The organism is Citricoccus sp. NPDC055426, from assembly GCF_040677445.1.
Taxonomy (GTDB): domain Bacteria; phylum Actinomycetota; class Actinomycetes; order Actinomycetales; family Micrococcaceae; genus Citricoccus.
The window spans coordinates 1-18,693 of the sequence record NZ_JBFARZ010000016.1 but is presented as its reverse complement, the minus strand read 5'-3'; the positions used below and the strand labels follow the sequence as shown (position 1 = coordinate 18,693).

At 63.8% G+C, this 18,693-nt stretch carries 19 protein-coding genes; 7 read left to right on the top strand and 12 right to left on the bottom strand.

What is annotated here, in order from left to right:
- Positions 1–23 precede the first annotated feature (23 nt).
- Complete coding sequence (locus AB0K08_RS16090; protein ID WP_363356198.1) at positions 24–596, bottom strand: hypothetical protein; 573 nt, start codon at positions 594–596, stop codon at positions 24–26.
- 170 nt (positions 597–766) lie between these two features.
- On the opposite strand from AB0K08_RS16090, the gene AB0K08_RS16085 reads away from it, so the two are divergent.
- From AB0K08_RS16085 to AB0K08_RS16075, 3 genes are all read left to right on the top strand, one after another.
- Entirely contained in the window at positions 767–1,402 is a 636-nt protein-coding gene (locus AB0K08_RS16085) for a hypothetical protein (RefSeq protein WP_363356196.1), read from the top strand.
- A 235-nt stretch (positions 1,403–1,637) separates the two neighbouring features.
- Positions 1,638–2,525 carry a hypothetical protein gene (locus tag AB0K08_RS16080; protein ID WP_363356194.1) on the top strand — a complete coding sequence of 296 codons (888 nt, stop codon included), beginning with the start codon at positions 1,638–1,640 and terminating at the stop codon, positions 2,523–2,525.
- 483 nt (positions 2,526–3,008) lie between these two features.
- Positions 3,009–3,383, top strand: a complete 375-nt coding sequence (locus AB0K08_RS16075; protein ID WP_363356192.1) for a hypothetical protein — start codon at positions 3,009–3,011, stop codon at positions 3,381–3,383.
- A gap of 502 nt (positions 3,384–3,885) precedes the next feature.
- Here the strand turns inward: AB0K08_RS16075 and AB0K08_RS16070 are convergent.
- The 7 genes from AB0K08_RS16070 to AB0K08_RS16040 form a co-directional block, all read right to left on the bottom strand.
- Positions 3,886–4,521 carry a hypothetical protein gene (locus AB0K08_RS16070; RefSeq protein ID WP_363356190.1) on the bottom strand — a complete coding sequence of 212 codons (636 nt, stop codon included), beginning with the start codon at positions 4,519–4,521 and terminating at the stop codon, positions 3,886–3,888.
- A gap of 149 nt (positions 4,522–4,670) precedes the next feature.
- Complete coding sequence (locus AB0K08_RS16065; RefSeq protein ID WP_363356188.1) at positions 4,671–5,261, bottom strand: recombinase family protein; 591 nt, start codon at positions 5,259–5,261, stop codon at positions 4,671–4,673.
- A 347-nt stretch (positions 5,262–5,608) separates the two neighbouring features.
- Positions 5,609–7,126, bottom strand: a complete 1,518-nt coding sequence (locus AB0K08_RS16060) for a toll/interleukin-1 receptor domain-containing protein (RefSeq protein WP_363356186.1) — start codon at positions 7,124–7,126, stop codon at positions 5,609–5,611.
- A gap of 217 nt (positions 7,127–7,343) precedes the next feature.
- Positions 7,344–8,441, bottom strand: a complete 1,098-nt coding sequence (locus AB0K08_RS16055; RefSeq protein WP_363356184.1) for a DUF4192 family protein — start codon at positions 8,439–8,441, stop codon at positions 7,344–7,346.
- Positions 8,442–8,444: 3 nt separating this feature from the next.
- Positions 8,445–8,567, bottom strand: a complete 123-nt coding sequence (locus tag AB0K08_RS16050; RefSeq protein ID WP_363356182.1) for a hypothetical protein — start codon at positions 8,565–8,567, stop codon at positions 8,445–8,447.
- Positions 8,568–8,592: 25 nt separating this feature from the next.
- Positions 8,593–8,892, bottom strand: coding sequence for a hypothetical protein (locus AB0K08_RS16045; protein WP_363356180.1), 300 nt, complete (start codon positions 8,890–8,892; stop codon positions 8,593–8,595).
- A gap of 4 nt (positions 8,893–8,896) precedes the next feature.
- A complete protein-coding gene (locus AB0K08_RS16040; RefSeq protein WP_363356178.1) occupies positions 8,897–9,205 on the bottom strand; it encodes a hypothetical protein in 309 nt (102 codons plus the stop codon).
- A 355-nt stretch (positions 9,206–9,560) separates the two neighbouring features.
- Between AB0K08_RS16040 and mobC the strand changes: the two genes are divergently transcribed.
- The 4 genes from mobC to AB0K08_RS16020 are packed head-to-tail and all read left to right on the top strand — an operon-like array spanning position 9,561 to position 12,799.
- Positions 9,561–10,007 carry a plasmid mobilization relaxosome protein MobC gene (gene mobC / locus AB0K08_RS16035; protein ID WP_363356176.1) on the top strand — a complete coding sequence of 149 codons (447 nt, stop codon included), beginning with the start codon at positions 9,561–9,563 and terminating at the stop codon, positions 10,005–10,007.
- Positions 10,004–11,440, top strand: a complete 1,437-nt coding sequence (locus AB0K08_RS16030; protein WP_363356174.1) for a hypothetical protein — start codon at positions 10,004–10,006, stop codon at positions 11,438–11,440. Before mobC ends, AB0K08_RS16030 begins: the two co-directional genes overlap by 4 nt.
- Positions 11,441–11,453: 13 nt before the next feature.
- Positions 11,454–12,377, top strand: a complete 924-nt coding sequence (locus AB0K08_RS16025; protein ID WP_363356172.1) for a hypothetical protein — start codon at positions 11,454–11,456, stop codon at positions 12,375–12,377.
- Positions 12,374–12,799, top strand: coding sequence for a DUF4913 domain-containing protein (locus tag AB0K08_RS16020; RefSeq protein WP_363356170.1), 426 nt, complete (start codon positions 12,374–12,376; stop codon positions 12,797–12,799). The genes AB0K08_RS16025 and AB0K08_RS16020 overlap by 4 nt, the downstream gene beginning before the upstream one ends.
- A 50-nt stretch (positions 12,800–12,849) precedes the next feature.
- On the opposite strand, the gene AB0K08_RS16015 is transcribed toward AB0K08_RS16020, so the two are convergent.
- From AB0K08_RS16015 to AB0K08_RS16000, 4 genes are all read right to left on the bottom strand, one after another.
- Positions 12,850–14,142: a hypothetical protein gene (locus AB0K08_RS16015; RefSeq protein ID WP_363356168.1), complete on the bottom strand. Its 1,293-nt coding sequence runs from the start codon at positions 14,140–14,142 to the stop codon at positions 12,850–12,852.
- A gap of 93 nt (positions 14,143–14,235) precedes the next feature.
- The gene (locus AB0K08_RS16010; RefSeq protein WP_363356166.1) at positions 14,236–15,978 is read right to left on the bottom strand and encodes a TraM recognition domain-containing protein; all 1,743 of its coding nucleotides are present in this window, start codon (positions 15,976–15,978) and stop codon (positions 14,236–14,238) included.
- A complete protein-coding gene (locus tag AB0K08_RS16005; protein ID WP_363356163.1) occupies positions 15,975–17,558 on the bottom strand; it encodes a hypothetical protein in 1,584 nt (527 codons plus the stop codon). The genes AB0K08_RS16010 and AB0K08_RS16005 overlap by 4 nt, the downstream gene beginning before the upstream one ends.
- Positions 17,558–18,693: SCO6880 family protein (locus tag AB0K08_RS16000; protein ID WP_363356161.1), on the bottom strand; the 1,136-nt coding region annotated here is incomplete at its 5' end. The genes AB0K08_RS16000 and AB0K08_RS16005, both read right to left, overlap by 1 nt.

Sequence of the window (18,693 nt, the reverse complement as noted above, 5' to 3'; positions counted from 1 at the left end):
CCCCTACACCCGGGGCTCTCCAATCACCATGGATGGGGCATGTCGTCCCGCCAGGGGTGATTCGGTGGCAATCCGACTCTCTGCTCCAGCGCGAGCCGGTGGTAAGCCGGGGGCAGGAGGATGGATGTCTCTGTGGTGGGTGAGGTCAGTTGGTCCCATCGTCCGTCGTAGCCCGCGAAGACTTCGCCCTGGACCCGCGACCGCTCCACGCCGGCGTTCCGCTGCCCGGGCGGCACGCTGGGCTCGGTCAGCCAGGCCATGTGGCTTATCCACGCGGCCGCCGCGACATGATCCCGAGGGGCGATGAAGCCGCGGGGCGGCTGGGTCGGGTCTTTCGGGATGGCGGCCAGGACGAACCATTCGTTGTCGGCGATCGCGGGCAGCTGAGCGTTAGTGCCCAGCACCCACGAGGTCCTCGAGCCGTCGCTCATGGAGGTCTTGACCTGAACTTGGATCATTCGCCCGGTCTGGGTGTGCAACGCCAGGATGTCGGTGCGGGCCAGGCCGTCTCGCGTCATGGCCGGCGCCCACCCGTGGCGGGCCAATTCAGATGCGGCCCAGTGCTCACCGATCGTCTTCGTCTGCTTGGTGTCCACCACATCGCCAGTCTAAGAGGGCCCCACGACGGGTCCGGAAGGGCGGAGAAGTCGAAGCGTGCATGGCAATACAAGCCCGTAAGTAGTCATCAAGTGGTGGACTACGGCTTTTAGCTTCCTAGTAAGGGCATAATTGAAGCTTCTACATTTGCACTGGAAGAGGGACACGCATGCATCGCGGCCTGAAGATCTCGTTGACTGCCGTCACGCTGACGGCCGCACTGACAGCCTGCGCCGGGGAGGTCCGCGAGGACTCCGCGCCGGCAAATCCGTCCTCCGCCTCGACCACCGCCACCGCAGCGGTGGCCACCCCGTCGAAAACGGCATCGCCTACCCCTACACCGTCGCCGACCCTCACCCCGGTGAAGGCTCCGGGGATTGGGGAGGTGCTGGAGATGGAGAACACGGACTTCACCGTGGCCTCCGCGAAAGAGTCCGGCCCCATCAAGGGTGAGTACGGTGCGGACGGCCCTCGCGCGGGCGAGGATGGCACCTTGTTCCTCCTGGAGATTGAGTACACGAACAAAGCCAAAGAGGCCATCAGCAAGGAATGTTGGGGACCCCATTGGGTAGAAATCCGGGTGTTCGATACCCAGGACCGGGAGATGCTGGAAAGCAACGACTCGGGGCACATCCCGGGCAATAACTGCAGCACGGGCATCGTATCCGGCCAGTCAGGACACCGGTACGTCGCCTATGAAGGACCCAAGGACGCCGAGATCGGGTACGCCGTGTTCGACGACTACACCTCTCAAGAGAGCATGCCCATCATCTTGAATCCCGACGTCACCCTGCAGGAGCAGTAGCGCATACCCTCGGGGAGCCCAACCCCGGTTTGCGCATTCGCCGTTCGAGGGCTCCTCAACGGACTTGCTGACGTCAGCAAGTTCTCCGACCGCGCTGGCTAGGGGCTTTGTTTGACCCGTGGCCCTCATGGGTGAATGGAGTCCTCGGTAGCGGTCGGAGCCTCGGCTGTGAAAGCGCAGCTTTGACTAGTGACAGAATGAGGCCGATACGCAATATGACAAGGTCAGGGGGGCAATGGACTACGTCAAATCCTCAACGGTAAGTCTCAAGACACATCCGAAGTTCAATGAGAAGTGGCTCCAGCAGCAAATCGCGTCGGACTCTTCGCTGCTCGGACTGGGCGATGTGGACGTCAAGGAAATAGAGCGACGACAACCAGGCAAGGGCCGTCTGGATGTGCTGTTGTCCGATCCTGAGACCACCACGCGCTATGAGGTCGAGATCCAGCTGGGGGCCACCGACGAGTCTCACATCATTCGCACCCTTGAGTACTGGGACAATGAGCGACGACGCTTCCCCCAGTACGAGCACGTCGCGGTCATCGTTGCCGAACAGATCACCGGCCGCTTTCTGAACGTCATCAACCTCTTCAACCAGTCCATTCCGCTGATTGCCATCCAAATGAACGCCCTGGATGTGGACGGGAAGCTCACTCTCCACGCGACCAAGGTGCTCGACCTGGCGCTTCCTGCCCCAGAGGAGGAAGACGAACCAGGGCAAGAAACCGATCGGCCCTACTGGCTGCAGAAGTCCTCGGCGTCCCTGATGAAGGCGGCGGAGGATGTCCTCCAACTGGTGAACAGCTTCGGCGACCCGGTCGAGTTCAAATACAACAAGTACTACATCGGGTTGCATCGCGATGGAGTTGCCGACAACTTCATCCAGCTCATCCCGCGCAAGAAGTACATGACGCTCCAGTTCCGTATCGAATACTCCGAAGTGCTGGAAGCTCAGATCGAAGAATGGGGCTTTACGACGCTGCCCTACGACAAGCAGTGGAAGCGCTTTCGCATCCAGGTGGACCCGTCACAGGTCAAGAAAGACAAAGCGCATCTTCTGGAGCTCGTCCGGATGGCCCGCGGTGTCCCCGAAGTCCCCTTGGAACCCCTCCCCACGGAGTGAAGCCTTGAAACACGCCTCCCCTGCCTAGGGAGTGCTGTGCTAAAAGTCTGTTCCGTACGACTCCGGTGGGACGTCGTTTTGGGTCTAGTTCTGGAACAGAGTTCATGGCGTGTCGTCGTCCTCGAACCCTCGCGTGGGGAGTGTCCCAGTTCCAAGGAACTGGGACGGTAGCTGTCAGCTTCAGAAGTCGGTTGTACGGAAGTCAAAGATCGCGTGGCGACATTGACGCCAGGCGTCCGCCGCGTACAAGACGCATTGCATCTCGGGTCGCTCTCTGACTTCTAATTCGGAGAAGATGAAGTGGAAGGCCGTTGAGCTTTTCACGATCGTGGGAGGCGTTTCTAGCCTCCTCAGCCTTCTTCTCGCCATCTGCAATATGTAGTCCGCGAAGAAGTCGCTGAATAGCGGTAGGCGGGGACGGCATGAGCCGTCCCCGCCGTTTTATTGCTTGTCTTACTCTCACACCGAAATGACGGGGAACCAATGGATGTATTGAAAAGTTTGGGCGTCGGGGAAACCTGGCTGCTGATCGCTGCCCTAACAGCGGCACTCGTGAAGGCGATGGTGAAGGCTGCGCCAAAATTCGGCGTTATTAGCCAGAGCGAGAAAGCGAAGCGCAAACTCGATGAGGCCGACTCGCTTATCAGCTACATAGTGGCAGTGGCTGCACTAGTGGTAGGGATCCTCCTGTTGGCTAGCAACCCAGGCGGTCTCCTGCCCGCAATCATTGGCCTCTTGATATTGGTGGGAGTCTTTTTTGTCCTTCGGCATTTTGGGAAGGTGGCTAAGAAGGACCTGCAGGAAAATCCCCCCCCGGCCGCGCCGCAGGACCCGGCCGCGCCGCAACCCCAGGAGTAAGAGGGTAGAAAAGCCTTCATGGGGAGTCGGTAACGACGCGGCATGGCCCTATCTATGCCGGGTCGTTGCTGTCTGCAGCATGGTGTTTGCCGTTCGGGCGCCAGGCGTTATCCCCCGCTTCTATCCGCTGTCAGGCTTGGGGCGGTCACTTAGATGGGGCCAGCAGCCCCCGTCGTAAAAAATATCGGTTCACGGTGGGCTTGAGGCAGGCGCGCCGGAGCTTGGTATCCAAATGCACCGGCCCCAGAGGTGTTCCTGTTTAGGCCTTGAACCCGCGTTCACAAACGACCCATTTTGACCCGGCGGATTCTGACATCACGTTCTGGTCCGCAGCCGGGTGCCGCAAGCCAAGTGCGAATTCAATCTCAGGCCCCCACCGATTTCGAGCGGGTTCTGACCCGGTGCAGGGATCGCCGGTGGGGTCGTTCCGGACCGTCAGGCACTCTTGAGTGTGCCAGTCGATGAGTTGGCTCAAGCCACGACTAGGGTCTACCCGCCGGGCTCAGTTCTTGTGGGCGGCCCACAAGACGGCATCGAGGTCTCCGAGCCGCCATTCGCGAAGCTCTGCAGCCCGGGTCAGTACCGCCTCCAGGTGGTCATAACTATGGTTGGCGATCTGTGCGTTGCCGGCGGCCCGGTAGATCCTGGAGTCGATGGCGGCGGCGTCGGTGATGCCGCAGAGGATGTCGAAGTAATCCAGTGTCTTGGCTCCGACCCACTTCACTCGATCCAAGGCTGCGCGAAGCTCCGGACGCTTCTCCTCGTCGCTGAGGTGGTCGCGCAGCTCTCCGGTGGTGTCGATGCCGAACCGCTCCAGGACGGCGGTGGTGTTCTCGATCTGGTCCAGTCGGGCGGGCCGGCGCCAGGCGATGACCTTGCCGAGCTCGCCGGTCTTCAGGCGGCGCCGGAATCCGCTGGTGGTCTCTGCATCTGGCCAGGTGTCGATGAGCTTGGCCACCCGGGGCGCCACGGTATTGGCGTAGGAGCGCTGGCGTTGCAGGGCCGAGTCTACGATTAGCCCACCAATGTGGGCCTGCCCGCGGTTCACCTGGACGGCACCGTCCAGCTCGTTGGCATCCATGTACTTCAACAGCAGCTTGGCGTCGGCGTCCACTCGTTCGTCCAGGTTCTCGCTCATGAGCGCCAAGGTATCAGGGGTGCACTCCACCGAGAGCCCTCTGACCTCGGGCCACTTTCCCTCCAGAGCGACGGACGTGCCTGAACGCTGTCACAACAGCCGCTCTCCACGAATGGTCGCGATGGCGCTGCCACCCGGGTGATGGCAACTCAGTTTGTCGGGGCAGATAGTTCGCGGATGCGTCGGTAGAGGGTGGCTCGGGACATGCCCATATCGCGGGCGACCTGTGCGGCGGGCTGGCCGGACTCGACCAGATGGGCGGCACTGCGGATCTGGGAGTCGGTGAAGGTTTGCCGGCGTCCGCCGAGGTCCTGGCCGGCGGCCCGTCGCTTGGCGACCGAATCGGTAATGCGTTCGCGCTTGATCTCCAGTTCCATCTGGGCCAGGGCGGCCATCACCGTGAAGACCATGGACCCCATGGGGGTGTGGGTGTCCACGTCTCCCCCGCCGAGGTTCAGCACCCGCAGCCCGACACCCCGGCCCCGGAGGGTCTCGGCGAAGGCGAGCATGTTCTGCGTGGACCGACCCAACCGGTCCAGGGTGGTGAGGACCAGGGTGTCGCCCTCCTCGAGGGCGGTCACCGCCTTGTCGAACTTCGGCCGGGAGGCCCGGGCGCCGGACACTCCGTGATCGACGTAGAGGTCATCGCGCCGAACGCCGGCCGCGAGAAGGTCCTCGGCCTGCCGGTCGGCGGCCTGTCGGCGAGTGGAGACCCGCGCGTACCCGATCAACTTCCCCATGACCACCCCGAGTGTCTCGCAACTAACGTTGACTACAAGGTTCTAGCCATAGAGTTCCGATACATAGTTGCGAGAATCTTCGAGGGTCGATGAAGGTCGGAAATCTGTGCAGGATCGGTCTCCCGAAAGGGCGGCCATGAGACGTCTTGCAACCCATGGGATGTGAGACGTCCTCGGTTGCTTAGAGATTTTCGTAGCGAACGCCGCGGTGGTGCTGGCCAGCCAAACCGGTTACCCAGCAGTCGAGTCTTCGTCCTCGAAGCGGTACTCGTAAGGGTGCCTGCGCAGCTGCCACCGCGCGAAAATCATTACAGGAAGCGCCAGGTTGCCCCTCGGCGCGTAAAGCACTAGAAGTTGCGCTGTTTAGCAAGCTGTTCGAAGTTCTCTCCGTAGTTCTCCAATGCTGCGCTAGCCCGAGCCTCCTCGCCGCCGAATAACTGAGCGTTTAGAGGACTCCAGTGTCTACCTTCAGTCGCGAGCTCATGCCGAAAATCACCGACAGGATTGCCATAACTGTGAGAGGCTCGCCACGTGGAACGGCCAAACCAAAACGAGCGCGTCCAATTCCATCGTCCTTCGTCGGTCGACGCGTCTTTCCGTACGTTCTGCAAGTCCTGAGCCAGAACTCCAAGCATCACTTCAGCGCGGTCGAATTCGGCAGCGTAAGAGTCCTCGTCGGGCAATTGGTCTGCGAAAATCGGCTTCAAAATTATGTAAAGCCATTCCGCAACTGGTGTGTGGAACTTGCCAACTCGTCGCTCGATAAAGTCCTTATAGGCCTCAGGGAAGGAGACTCCTTCCTTAGCGGCTCGCGCCAATGTATTGCTCGTCCAGTTTTGATCGTCGAAGGGCTTGTAGAAATCTGTGGCTTCGACTAGAGCTAGCGGCCTTGATTCGTAGCGATCCCGTATTGTCGGATCGACTACGAGGGTTTTAAGGTTCGCCCAGCGGCGACTTGAGATGCTGGCGATGCCAGCAGTCATTAGCCCGATCATTCCGGGCAGATGGCGAAGATCCACTAGGGCGGAGATGCCACCTTCAGGTTTCGTTGCTGCCTGCACGAAGGAGCGCAGTCCATTCGCCCACGGTGTTAGTGAGTCTGGGTCCCCCCAGCGTGCAGCGACTTGTAATGAGGCGCAGAACGGCTTGACTTGTTCCCAGAGCTTTTCAGACTCAGAGGCCAGCCGATCCACCCGTTCATCGTCCGTCTTGCCTAGCGGGCCAGATACCCGTTCACCATCCTTCAGCATTGCTAGGACGCGCTGCACTTCTTGTGCAATTAACTCGTCCAGCTCGATTCGGCGTGCCGGGTCGACCAGCATCTCTTTCGTAAGTTGCTTCAGCATGTCTACGCGCTCTGCGATGTTCGCGTTTTCGACAACTTCTAATGCCGCGGCCGGACTGAGGCGCCTTTCGCCCATGACGTTATGAACTGTGGTGACTAATGAGGCGGCGGAGGTAGCGTAAGACTTCCCGAAGAGGTCCACGTAATTCAGATCGCCGAGCTGTCGACCGGCTCCGAGATCCCAATCTGGGATGTCGCCTGCGTCGAATCGAATTGGAATAAACCACGGGCGTCCGGGCGGCCTCTTGCGATACTCATCGACCGCCAAAGTCAGCTCTTCGTTCATATGAGACACATCTTTGGCGCGCGAGTTGTCCGAAAAGCATGCCAAGAATACAAGTGAACCACTCTGGATCGCTTTTCGAATTTCGGATTTCCAAGCATCGCCTGGGCCGAGTGACTTGCGATCTCGCCAGTAGGGAATCTGTGCCGCTTCAAGGACAGCACACAGTTCATCGACCTGGGTATCGTCCTCTCGTACGTATGACACGAATACATGCTTGCCTTCGCCCAGTTCCATGTCAGGGAGTATAACGGCGTCGCCAGACACCTTCAGATGGCTTATATCTGCACTCATGTGCATCGATGAACCGTTCAATGCCGGGATGCGCAATGCACCTAAGGCTGTGCGAGGCTCGATTTACGTAGTCCATATCTGCCCCCGTTTGGTTGTGAACGACTGTATGAAGAGAGGGTCACGGACGCTATTAGTGGCCGTGACCCTCTGTGCTCGGTTGCTATCGGTCCATGTCCATCCAGGCGCCGGGTCCCTTGCCGATCTGGTGGCGAATCCCCGGCGCTGGCTTGTTGGATGCACGTGGGTCGGGGCTGGACAGCAACAGAGAGTGGTTCATGACGTGACTGCGGTAGTGCTGACGGTCTGCCGCGGTGAGGCGCTGGCGTAGGTCGTTGGGGTCGATGGAGTCGATTAGTGGTTGCGGGTCAAGTCCAAGTGTGGCGGCGTGGTTGGCCTTGCGGCCGAGGGCGCCGGTTGTGTGTCGGGTGATGGCTTCGATGGCGACGGTGCTGCCTCGGGTGATGAATTGGCTGGCGCCGGCGAGGTCGGCCATGTCGGGTCTGCGTGCATCGTCGCAGCGCCGGAAGACGTCGACGAGGCGGTCGGCCTTGATGCTGTCGCCGACGACGTCGGCCAGGAGGTTGTCGCGGATGTGGACGCTGGTAGCGGTGGCGTGGGCGATGACGGCGACTTGTTCGTCGGTCAGTCCGGTCTTGGATTCGGCTCCTTCGGACAGGGCGCGGGAGGCCCATTCGTATTGGGCGGTGGGGGCCATGGTGGCGAGGCGTTGGGCGGTGTCCGGATGGAGGTGGGCCTGTTGGTCTTCGGGGACCGGTTCGTACTGGCGGGTGAGTTCTTCGCGGGTGGCGGCCGGCTGGGCGCCGGTGACCATGGCGTACTCGGTGCCGGCTGTGGTCTCCAGGTCGACTTCGGGGCTCCAGCCGCGATCAGGAGAGAAGAGTTGGAGGCGGTCGTTGTCCACGGCCCAGGCTTGAGCCTGTGTCCCGGTGTGCTGAGTGAAGGCGTCCTGGAAGAGCAGGGCGCGTTCGGGGCCCTCTGGTCCATACCCGATGGCCAGGTAGGAGTTGGCGCGGTCTCCGAAGGCTCGGACGATGTGGTCGGTGACTTCTGCGGTGTGGGCGGGTCCTTCGCCGAGGTCGGCTGCCCAGGTGTGGACGGCGGAGCCGATGTAGTTGGGTCCGTGGAAGCCGAGGATGGCGATCTGGTTGTTGTCTGGTTGGTAGCCGACCATGTGGGGGACGGCTCCGGCGAGGTCGGCGGGTGTGGTGATGCGCATGGTGGGCTTGTCGTCGGCCATGGTTCAGTCCTGCGGTTCGAAGACGACGGTGACTGGTTCCCGGTGCAGGTGCATGTCCACCACGACGGGTGATTCGGGTGCGCTGGCAAGCAGTTCGGAGAGTTTCTCGGTGATGACGGATTCCATGGTGTTCCCCCTGTGGGTGTTGGTGTCAGTCGGTGGACTGGTGCTGGTCGGTTGAACGGCCTGCGGCCGTGGTGTTGGTGCCGGCGGTGTCCTTCGTGGTGCGGCGGCGTTTGGTTGGGCGGAGCTTGTCGAGCTCGGCCTTGGTCCAGCCCTTCCGTTCGGCATCCTTGAAGGCTTTGCGCTCGGCCGCCTGGGCGTCTTTGAGGGCTTGCTCGGCGTCGACACGGGCTTGGACCGCCGCGGCAATGTCTTGCACTGCGGCGAGGCGCTGGTCGTTGAGTTTGCGGGCCTGGTCGATGAAGGATTCGGTGATGTTCTCGCTCATGCTTTCACCCTAGGGCTGGTGCGTCTTTCTCGCTGAGGTGGCGCAGGTAGTTGTGGACATCTTCGAGTCGGTAGCGCCGGATCGAGGATCCGATCTCGATGGCCGGCAGCACGTCGTCACCGGTCACCTGCAGGACTTCGTGGGGGTCGGTGCCGACTAGGTGGGCGACTTCTTCCAGGGTGAGTAGTTCGGGGTACCCGGCCAGGTGTTCGGCGGCTCGGTGGGTCCGGGCGTAGGTGAGGACCTGTTCGCCGGCGTCGTCGCCGAGGAAGTCTTCTAGGGCAGTCTGAAAACCGCGGGTGGTGGGGTCCATGGGGAAGTCTCCTGTCGCTTTGCTTTGGCTGCCGTTCCTTTCGGCGAAGACCGAAATACTCGGGCCGTCAGGTTCGGTCAAGCACGGGAGGGCCGGTCGTGGAATACCGGAGGGAGCGAGGTACGAGCGAGTGAGGATATGCCGCGAAAGCCGGCCCGGATGCTTGACCGGTTCTGGCGGACCAGTACCCTCCAAGGCCGAATGGAACGCTCCGTTCCCGTCAAAAGTTTGCTGGCGCAGCCCGCATCAGTGCCCGCGGCAGCGGTGCCGGCGGAGCCGGAGCAAGCTATAAGGTTAGGTGCCCTAACCTGCTTTCCCTCTTGCGCTGCCGCTTGGTCGGGTGGGACACTCACGAGTGAGCGGCGTTGCACTGGGCGGGATCGTCGAAGAGCGGGAGTCAGAGTCGGAGGTGGTCATGGTGGCTGAGCGGAAGCGTCAGGCCAACGTGGCTGGTGGCCGTCCGGCCCGCCGGGTGGTGAGGCTCTCGGCCTCCGAGGACGCCGCGCTCTCCTTGGCCGCAGCCGAGCACGGCGTGTCCGTAGCGCGGCTGTTGAAGGAGTCCGCCCTGGCTGAGTCCGCCGGCGAGACGACCACGGACCGTCGTCGGCTGCTGACTGCCCTGAACGTGATGACCGGGCAGCTGGCGCGGGTGGGGAACAACCTCAATCAGATCGCCCGCGGACTGAACACCGACGGGGAACTGCATGGCGACGTGCGCGGTTCCCTGGATGAGCTGCGCGGGGTGCTGCGCGACGTCGACGGAGTGATCGAGTCGCTGTCGCTGGATCGGAGTGCACCGTGATCCCGAACGTGGTGCGCGGCGGGCGGATGGTCGGACTGATGAGCTACCTCGTCGGCCCCGGCCGGTCCAACGAGCACACCACCCCAATGGTCGTCAGTGGAGATGGCCGGGTGCTGTTCGAGTTCGAACCCGGACAAGAACTGTCGGTTGCCGATGGGCAGCGGATCGGGAAGATTCTGGAAGCGCCCCGGCGTGTCCATGGGACCGAGGTGAAGGCCGCGATTTTCGAGTGGGATGAGCGCACCGGGGCCAAGGTCAAGATTGGCGAGAGGGACGGGCACGTGTGGCACTGCTCGCTGTCTTTGGGCCAGGGCGATCGGGAGGTGTCCAAGGAGGAGTGGGGTGCCATCGCCCAGGGATTCGTTGAGCGCATGGGATTCGTCGACCCGGACGGGGCGAGATCTTCCCGCTGGGTGGCCGTACACCACGGGACCTCGAAGGCCGGCAACGACCACATCCACCTCGCCGTCCAACTAGTTCGGGAGGACGGGTCCAAAGCGAACATCCACTACGACTACAACCGCGCCCAGCGCATTTGCGGAGAGCTCGAACGCGAGCACGGCCTGGCGGTATTGGAGTCCCGTCAGGTGGCCCGCGGACTGTCCGGGGATAAGCCAGCCGAAGTCGCCCGCGCGACGGACGAGGGCTACCCGCAGGCGCCTCGCCCGGAGCTGCGCCGCCGGCTCCGCACAGCGCTGGCCACCGCTTCAAGCCCGTTCCAGTATTTGGAGCACGTGAAGGACCTCGGAGTGCGGGTAGCCCCGTCGTTCGCGAAGGGATCGACCACCCAGATCCGCGGGTACAAAGTCGCCCTGGGAGAGGGGAAGGACACCATCTGGTACTCCCCCTCCAAGCTGGACGCCACCCTGGGGTGGCCCAACGTCATGGCTCGGTTCGACGGACAAGGCCGAAGCGAAGCCGAGACCCTGCTGGCCTCCTGGCACAACAGCGCCCGCGGCGAGGTTGGGAAGGTCTCGGTGCATCGGTTCGACCCGGCGAAGATCGAGAAGCTCCTCAGCGGGAAGACCGGGACCGGACCGGACGACCTGGCCAGCATCTACGCCCGGGTCTCGATGCAACTTGAGCAAGGCAAACCCGGCCCGGTGTACCGGCTCTCGGAGGAATACGCCCGAGCGGCTCAGAGTGGGGGCGATGTCCGCCACATGGTCCGCCTCGGTGCGCGGTTCGCGGCCAAGGACTCCACCCGTGGATGGTTGGCCGTGCTCAAGCAGGCCAACCGGCTCTCCCGCGCGATGACCGTACACACCCTGACCAGCCAGCGCCCCCAGCTGGCCGAACGCACCACCGCCCTGATGTACACCGTCTCCTCGATCACCCGCACCCAAGAACCGACCCGACCAGACACCCCCCGGTCCGGACCGCTGGCCACCAGGTACACCCGGCCCGCACCGGACACCGGCATCGACCGATAGGAGAGGAAGAGCCATGGCTGAGAACGAGGAAGAATCAGAGATGGCGGCCCAGTTCGGCAACGTGCTGCGCCTGGCCATGGGCTCCGGGATGCAGATCCGCGAAGCCCAGCTGCGAAGGGACCAAATGCGCGTCTCCGAACGCGCCGCCGAGACTGACCGGCAGTCCCGCGGCGAGGCCGGCGTGGCCGCGCTGGTGAACCGGGAACTTTACAGCCCGGAGTTCTGGCGCACCGCCGGCGCCGAATCCATCGCCGACCGGGTCACCGTCGCCGCCCACCTGTCGGGGCACTACCCAGAGGCTCGCGGGGCGTGGATGCACGCCGCCGACATTCTGCGCAACGACTACGGCATCAACATCGAGTCCATGAACAAGGACCACCCCACCTCCCTGGTGGGCCGCCACGCTGCCTTGCGAGATGCGCTCGACGACTACTTCGCCCGTCAGCGCCTGGACGCCGAGAGCGACCAAGCCCTGGCGCCGGAGGTCGGTCAGGATCAAGACACCAACCGCGAGGCGCAGCTGGGAGCCGACGCTCAACCGGAGGCCACTGCTCAGGCCAACGAGGTTGACCAGGCCGCCAGCCAGGGGGCTGAACGGGCAGCAGCGTCTAAGTCCGTGGACGAGGACGCACACCTGGCGCTGGCCGACCGGTACGGAGCCGAATCCCAGCAGGACCAGGTCAACGCCCAGGCCGAGGAGCAGACCGGCGGCCGGGCTCCTCATCAGTACCAGCGGGTCACCGACGCCCAGCTGGAGCAGATCGAGCGCCACGCCAACGCGCCCCAGTTGGCTCTCGTCCGTGCCAGGCAGGCTGCCGGGTTCCCCCAGTCGACTGCTGACAGGATCGCCTCCAGCACGAAGGGCATTAAGGCCACGAAGCCGGCCGCCACCGGACATGGCCTCGGTCAGGGCCAGGAAGCAGGACTGAGTCGATGAGCGCCGCCTACGAGTTCGACGACGACCCCGTCACCGAGACAGTCAGCACGGTCGCCCCCGAGCTGGAGGACGAGACCGAGGCTGCGGCCGAGCGGCCGCTGTACTTTCCCAACGCGGAACAGTGGGTGCAGAACTGGCTACTCCCCCACTACCGTCGCAAACTGTCCAGCGGCAGACGGTGGGATCCGGAGTGGTGGCGTTACGAAGAGGTCGGCACGATTCTTGAAGCCCTATGGGAGTCCTGGGAACAAATGCGGTGGGAAGACGCCATGACCGCCGTGGCCTGGTATCGCGACTACTTCTGGCCCGTCATGGACCGCCTTACCGCAGAAGACGGCCCCTTCTGGGACTACGACCCACCCCGCTCCACCGACGTCCCCCCGTTATGGGAGGCCACGCCGGCCCCTAACGGCTGGTTCTGAAAAGCCGCCTGTACCCTACTCTCGTTGATGCGTGGGCCTGAGGGACAGGATCATCGTTTGCCGCTATGCCGCGGTTTTCCCTCTGGAAAGAACCATGAAGCGGTATCCAACATCGCTGCAGGCGAATCTGCAGGAAACCGATTCATTGGGCCAATGAATGTATTCTTACCCGCGAACTGGATGCCTACCTCAGGGCTGCGAGTTCTGTCGACCGGCTTGAATGGATTCGCCGCGAAGCGGCAGTCCTGAAAGGTGAACAAGTAGTTCATGCTATCGCGAGGGACTTGGATTGTTCGACTTGCGAATGTGCACTTCTCGAAGACGATCTGGCGCGCCAGCGGGGGCGTGTTGGGCTCATCAATACGGATCAGAGATGCATCGAACAGCGAGTTCTTGAAAACTACTTTCGAAGTTTGGTTCACTGCTGGGGGCATCCAGAATCGCAGCCGAAGCTGAGCCCCATGCAAAGCTAGAGCGGCGAAGACCATGTAGTCCATTTTCGTGCTGTTCATCGTGACTTCGAGGCTGCCCCCTTGAACCCGTATTGATTGGATCACGGGAGTCTCGTTCCCGAGAGACAACTGCGCCGAATCGATCTTTACCAACCGATTGATGGTCCAGTCGACGATTCTCCCAAACGGGGCGCGGGTGGTGCCGAACAATATAGGAGCGGAAGACCAGCTTGCGCGGTGGGTATCCGGGGACATCCGTTCTTGGAAAATGGTCTGGATTGTCGATCGTTGAAGGTGATTTCCGCTGTCATCCCAAGGGCCCTCAGGCAGAGCCGCAATTAGCATCCTGATGCAATCATCCCGATCGGCGTATCGCTCCAGTCGATGCCACTCATCAGCGATCGTGGCCATGGATATGCATCCTGCGATGACTAAACTCGGCCTGTCTTCACCTATCTGCTGTGCAGCCGTGGAGTATCGGTTCCGCAGTTGGTTCTCGAACTCGGCCACTTGCTGCTGTCGCGTCAGTTCGTACGTCTTAGCTGAAAGTTCCAGAGTTTCGGTTGCCTGTAGTTGGGCTTCTGCAGATAGCTGGAGTGCCCTCTCGGCCACATGCTGCCGCCGATATGAGAGGAAAAGCGTCACGCCAACGCCGAGGGCCGCTACGGCGGTGACAGCGTTTCGGATCACGCGGAACATGTCATCTTGTGAAAGTGCGGGAAACCACCACCAGACAGTCGGCCTATCCATCGTCGCCTGGTAAGCGAAGTACCAGATGGCTAGAAGCAGCGCCAGACAGGAGAAAAAGAAGCCGATCAGTGCGACTTTCCAGAGCGACCACGGGGGTTTTTCCTGGGCTTGTTCTGGGCTCGTAAGTGGTTCTGCAGTCATAGTCCGATCCTATGATCGAGTAACCGAGCAGAGGTGAAGGTAGTCGATCGCCATCGAGGCAAGGCCTTTGGGTCACCGTGGTAACGCCAGCCGTCAGCTTTCGCGTAGAAGCCCTCGTGCGACTAGTTGCTCGAAGTAGTTCTTCGAGTCGACCACGTCGCTCCCGTAGGGCTGGTCGCTGTAGTGCTGGAGCTCTACCAAGGCCGGGGGCAGCCCGGAGGTGGATAGCACTGCACGGCCGCGGGGTAGGGCGGCGAGGTCGTTGACGTCGAGCAGGCGTTCGCGCTGGATGGCGGTGGAGATGGATCGGCCGCCCTTTTGGGTGGAGGAGGTGCGGCGGGTGACGTCGTGGTCGCCGATGAGCTGGGACAGAAACGGCAGGAACGAGGAATCGGAGAGCCCGGAGCCGGCGACCCGGATGTTCGCCGACGACCAGAGTTTCTTCATGCCCTTCTCGCCGAAGGCCTCCAGGCCTTGGTCCCAGCCCTGGAAGAACGAGGAGAGAACGATCCCGCGGGAACCATAATGCGAGTAGACGTCGGGCAGCTGGCGCCATCGGACGACGTTGGCGACCTCGTCGAGCACTCCGGTCATCGGCGGGGAAAGTCGGCCGCCGGGTTGGCGGGCGGCGATCTCCTCGGCCTCGGTGAGCACGGCCACGGCGAGGGCGCCGGCGATGGCGCGGGTGGACCCGGAGCCTTCCTTGGAGATCAGGTAGAGGGTGTCGGTGGAGGTGGCGAAGCGTTTCGGGTCGAACTCGGCCCGGCCGAGCTGGCCGGTGTCCCGGACCCAGGGCACCACCCGGTCGTAGGAAAGCACGTTGACCCAGGGGCGCATGGTCCCGTAGACGCCGTCGCGTTGTTTCGGGGTGAGTTGCTGGATCTTGGCCAGCGAGGACGCCACCGCCTCCTGGCCGTGCTTGAGCAGCAGGTCCCGCGGGGTCTTGTCCTCGGGATCCTGGGCCCAGGTGAAGACGTCGGTGATGGGCCTCTCCCCCACTGATGCTGCGTAGAACATCATCGACAGCAGCCGGCGGCCGTCGGATTCGAAGTAGGCGTCCTGGGTGGCGCCGGCGCTGGTGGCGGAGGAGACGAAGATGTCGGCGAGCATCTCGGCTCGTTCCATGGACGTGACGAAGGACAGGGGGTTCCACCACCACGTGGGTTCCTCCCCGATGATGCCCTGCACGTCATGGACCCAGACGACCCCGGTGCGGGCTCGTGGGCCTCGGGTCATGTCCACGAGGTCGCGCTTGTTTGAGGTCGCCACTACGGGCCCCTTGGTCTCGAGGATTTGGGGGACGCAGACGGAGGTGGTTTTGCCGGCGCGGGGGCCCATGAGCCAGATCTGTACCCATTCCCAGGACGCGAAGAGGCGCTTGCCGTTGTTGACCAGCTTGGCCAACGGTACTCCGGGCCCGGCCCCGGTGGCCCGGAGCCGTTCGGCCTCCTGGGCCATGGCGGGTTCGGTGAGGGCGTCGAACTCGCGGGCCTTGGCCATCTTCGGGGCCAGATGGTCCACGCGGCTGCGCCGCTTGCTGGAGCGCAGGGCGACGACCGCGAAGGCGGCCCCCAATCCCAGCAACAGCAGCAGGCCGGTGAGGAACACGGCCAGCTGAACGCCGCCCACGGAAGCGTCGCCGGTGGCTTGGCCGATTAGGAGCTCGACCGGTCCGCCTGCGGCGCCGGCGTCCACGGCGGGGTCGAGCCATGCCCCAGCCACCCAGAGCACGGCACCGCCGATGACGGCGGTCAGTACCCCGGCGGCGAGGATCCATCCGGTCTCGGCGGAGGCCGGCTGCGTGCGCCGGCCGGGGCGGGGGTCGGTGAGGCTCATGTGAGCATGTCCCAGTCGCGGTTGGTGTTGGTGTTGTCGATCTCCAGGTCGGTCAGCTGCACGTGCAGCGGAACGCCGGCTTCTTTGCCGGTCTTGAGGAGGAAGTTCCCGGCTCCGGGGCGTAGGCCGGCCTCGCCGGTCCAGGCGTCGACGGGGGCTTCGGCGATCCAGTCCGAGAGCTGGGCGACTTCGGCGCGGGAGAGGTTAAAGACCTCTCGGAGGTTGCCCATCTCGCCTTCGGCCAGTCCGCCGAGGAAGACCATGGCGGAGCGTTCCACGAATCCCCAGGCGGTGGCGGTCAGGTGTGGTTCGGCGAGTTTGAGGTCGTTCATGGTGTGGGTGACCATGACCTGGGCCATCATCCGGCCTCGGTTCAGGCGGGTGATGGCGTCGATGAAGTGCACCATGTCTGCCGAGGCGCGCAGGATGCGCCAGAGCTCGTCCATGACCAGTAGGTAGGTCTTGCGCTGGCGGCCCTCGTCGGCAGCCAAGTAGGCCTCGGCGGAAACCGTCGCGCTGCCGAGGTTCCAGCACAGGGATTGCACGGCGGCCATGAGCACGTGGTCGTTCTCGTTGACTCCGGAGATGTCGAACACGGCGGGGCGGCCGACCTGGATGTGTTCGGAGGTCGGTTCGGAGAACATCGTCCCGTACATCCCCGACGGGCCCAGGGAGATCAGGGCGTCGAGCACGTTCCGGACGCGGGCGTCGTACTCGGCGTCGTGGTCGTTGGTCAGGGTCACCGAGCGCAGGGTACTCGGCCGGGAGGTGATGTGGTTGATGACGTCCCCCAGTAGCGGAGGGTCGGTCAGGTCTGGGTCGAGGTCGTGTAGGGATGTGGCGATCACGGAGCGTTCGTGGGGGGCCAGCTCGCGGCCGAGCATCATGCCCACCACCCCGGCGATCAGCGACCGGCGGCGTGAGGCCATCTCCTCGAGAGCCTTGGTGCGCTCGGTGGGGTCCTTGATGTCGGCCATGCGGGCCACAATGGGGCCCAGGTCCATCGGGTTGATATGTCCCTGGCCGGGTGAGAAGCGGATGACCTGGCCGCCGAGGTCGCGGATGGTGTGTACGTAGTCGGGGCGGGTGTCGGCCAGTACCAGGGGGATGACGCCCCAGTCGGCCAGCACGGTGATCCACCGGTGCACCATGGACGTCTTACCCAGCCCGGGCTGGCCGAGGATGAAGGCCGAGGGGTTGGAGATGATCCCGGCGCGGAACCACGACACCGGGTCCGCGCAGACCAGGGAGCGGCGGCGCAGGTGGTAGCCCAGCGGGGAACCGATAACCGGCAGCCCGGCCCCGGCCGAGAACGGGTAGAACCCGCAGACCTGCACCGTGGTGCCTTGCAGCTCGAAGGGGGCCTCGATGACGTCCATCGGTCCGCCGGCGGCACGGTTCCACCCGCGTGGACCAGGCCTGAGGCGGGAGGCCGCGCGTTGTTCGCGCCACCGCGCAGACAGGCCCGGGGCGGACGAGCGTTCCTCGCGCTGGCGCTTGCTGTCCTCGCGCTTGAGGCGGGCCAGGTCTTTCTTGCTCAGCGTCAGCGACGGCGCGGGGTGTGAGTGCAGGTCGGTCATCAGAAGAACTCGCGAATCTCGTCGGGGATGAGCATGTGGTCCGGCGCCACCAGGCCCAGGGGCAGGCCGGCCTGGAAGGTCACCGCCTGATTGGCCAGGGCCGGGCGGACCCGGAGTCGTGCCGGGCCGAGCAGCCCGGGGATGCGTTTGTCCCAGGGGCGCAGCTCGTCCTCGGAGGTGCCGGTGATGGTGATGACCAGCCCGAATCGGGTCAGTCCGGCGCCCTGGGCTTCTTCCTGGGCGGTCTTGGCGGCGGCGGCCTGGCGTAGGGCGGCTCGGGCGTTGCGGCGGGTCTGGGAGCCGGCGAACGCGGCGTCGTTCTGTTCCTGTTGGACCAGGGCGGTGGTTCGCTCGGCCGGGATCGGCCGGTAGAGCAGGGTGATGCGCTTGCGTAGCAGCCCCGGTGAGGGCTCGAGGACCCGCTTGAGGGAGCTGGAGGTGAAGTGCCCGGCCGGCCCCTGGTACATGGTCCACGACTTGGACACGGCCCGGTCGTGGCGGTAGTGCTCGAAGCCGTCTTGGGCGAAGGATGGCCCGGCGTCCTCCCACCTCAGGCCGGTGCCGGACTCGGCCTGCATCTGTTCCACGATGGAGGCCACGGTGGGGTCGTAGGCCACGCGGGTGAAGTCGGTGATCTGCTGTGCGGTGCAGGCCCGGACAGCACCGGCCCCGGTGCCCTGGAGCCCGCCGACGATGCCAGGCAGGCGGGTGCCGATGTCTTCGGCCATCTCGGTGAAGCCGCGGTCTCCGACCTTGCCGTCCAACCGGCGGCCGTCGAAGGTCACGGACACCCGGGCCACCAGTTGCGGTGCCCCTTCCTGGTAGGTCTGCCCGATCCTGGCGGTGACAGCCCGGGCATAGTCGGGGCTGTCCTCGGCCCGGTTCGTTTGGAGGAGTCCGGCCAGGCGCAGTCCGGAGTCGGGGGCGGACTCGATGGTGACCGAGGCGCCGCGGATGCCCTCGTCCAAGCCACGCTGGGTCAGCCAGGCCCCCCAGGTCGCGACGCGGTGGTCGACCTGTTCGCGGTCCACCAGCGAGTCGCCGTCGGGGTGGGCCTCGATGACGACCGAGTAGTGGTGCACCCCGGCCCCCGAGGTACGCAGTAGTCCGAAGGGGTTGCCGTAGGAGTCGGTGA

Bases quoted from the DNA above. Each gene is read 5' to 3' on its own strand.
- AB0K08_RS16005 (WP_363356163.1), bottom strand. From the start codon at position 17,558: ATGACCGACCTGCACTCACACCCCGCGCCGTCGCTGACGCTGAGCAAG.
- AB0K08_RS16020 (WP_363356170.1), top strand. From the start codon at position 12,374: ATGAGCGCCGCCTACGAGTTCGACGACGACCCCGTCACCGAGACAGTC.
- AB0K08_RS16075 (WP_363356192.1), top strand. From the start codon at position 3,009: ATGGATGTATTGAAAAGTTTGGGCGTCGGGGAAACCTGGCTGCTGATC.
- AB0K08_RS16080 (WP_363356194.1), top strand. From the start codon at position 1,638: ATGGACTACGTCAAATCCTCAACGGTAAGTCTCAAGACACATCCGAAG.
- AB0K08_RS16015 (WP_363356168.1), bottom strand. From the start codon at position 14,142: ATGACTGCAGAACCACTTACGAGCCCAGAACAAGCCCAGGAAAAACCC.
- AB0K08_RS16045 (WP_363356180.1), bottom strand. From the start codon at position 8,892: ATGAGCGAGAACATCACCGAATCCTTCATCGACCAGGCCCGCAAACTC.
- AB0K08_RS16040 (WP_363356178.1), bottom strand. From the start codon at position 9,205: ATGGACCCCACCACCCGCGGTTTTCAGACTGCCCTAGAAGACTTCCTC.
- AB0K08_RS16050 (WP_363356182.1), bottom strand. From the start codon at position 8,567: ATGGAATCCGTCATCACCGAGAAACTCTCCGAACTGCTTGCCAGCGCA.
- AB0K08_RS16065 (WP_363356188.1), bottom strand. From the start codon at position 5,261: ATGGGGAAGTTGATCGGGTACGCGCGGGTCTCCACTCGCCGACAGGCC.
- AB0K08_RS16055 (WP_363356184.1), bottom strand. From the start codon at position 8,441: ATGGCCGACGACAAGCCCACCATGCGCATCACCACACCCGCCGACCTC.
- AB0K08_RS16060 (WP_363356186.1), bottom strand. From the start codon at position 7,126: ATGGAACTGGGCGAAGGCAAGCATGTATTCGTGTCATACGTACGAGAG.
- AB0K08_RS16025 (WP_363356172.1), top strand. From the start codon at position 11,454: ATGGCTGAGAACGAGGAAGAATCAGAGATGGCGGCCCAGTTCGGCAAC.
- AB0K08_RS16010 (WP_363356166.1), bottom strand. From the start codon at position 15,978: ATGAGCCTCACCGACCCCCGCCCCGGCCGGCGCACGCAGCCGGCCTCC.
- AB0K08_RS16070 (WP_363356190.1), bottom strand. From the start codon at position 4,521: ATGAGCGAGAACCTGGACGAACGAGTGGACGCCGACGCCAAGCTGCTG.
- AB0K08_RS16085 (WP_363356196.1), top strand. From the start codon at position 767: ATGCATCGCGGCCTGAAGATCTCGTTGACTGCCGTCACGCTGACGGCC.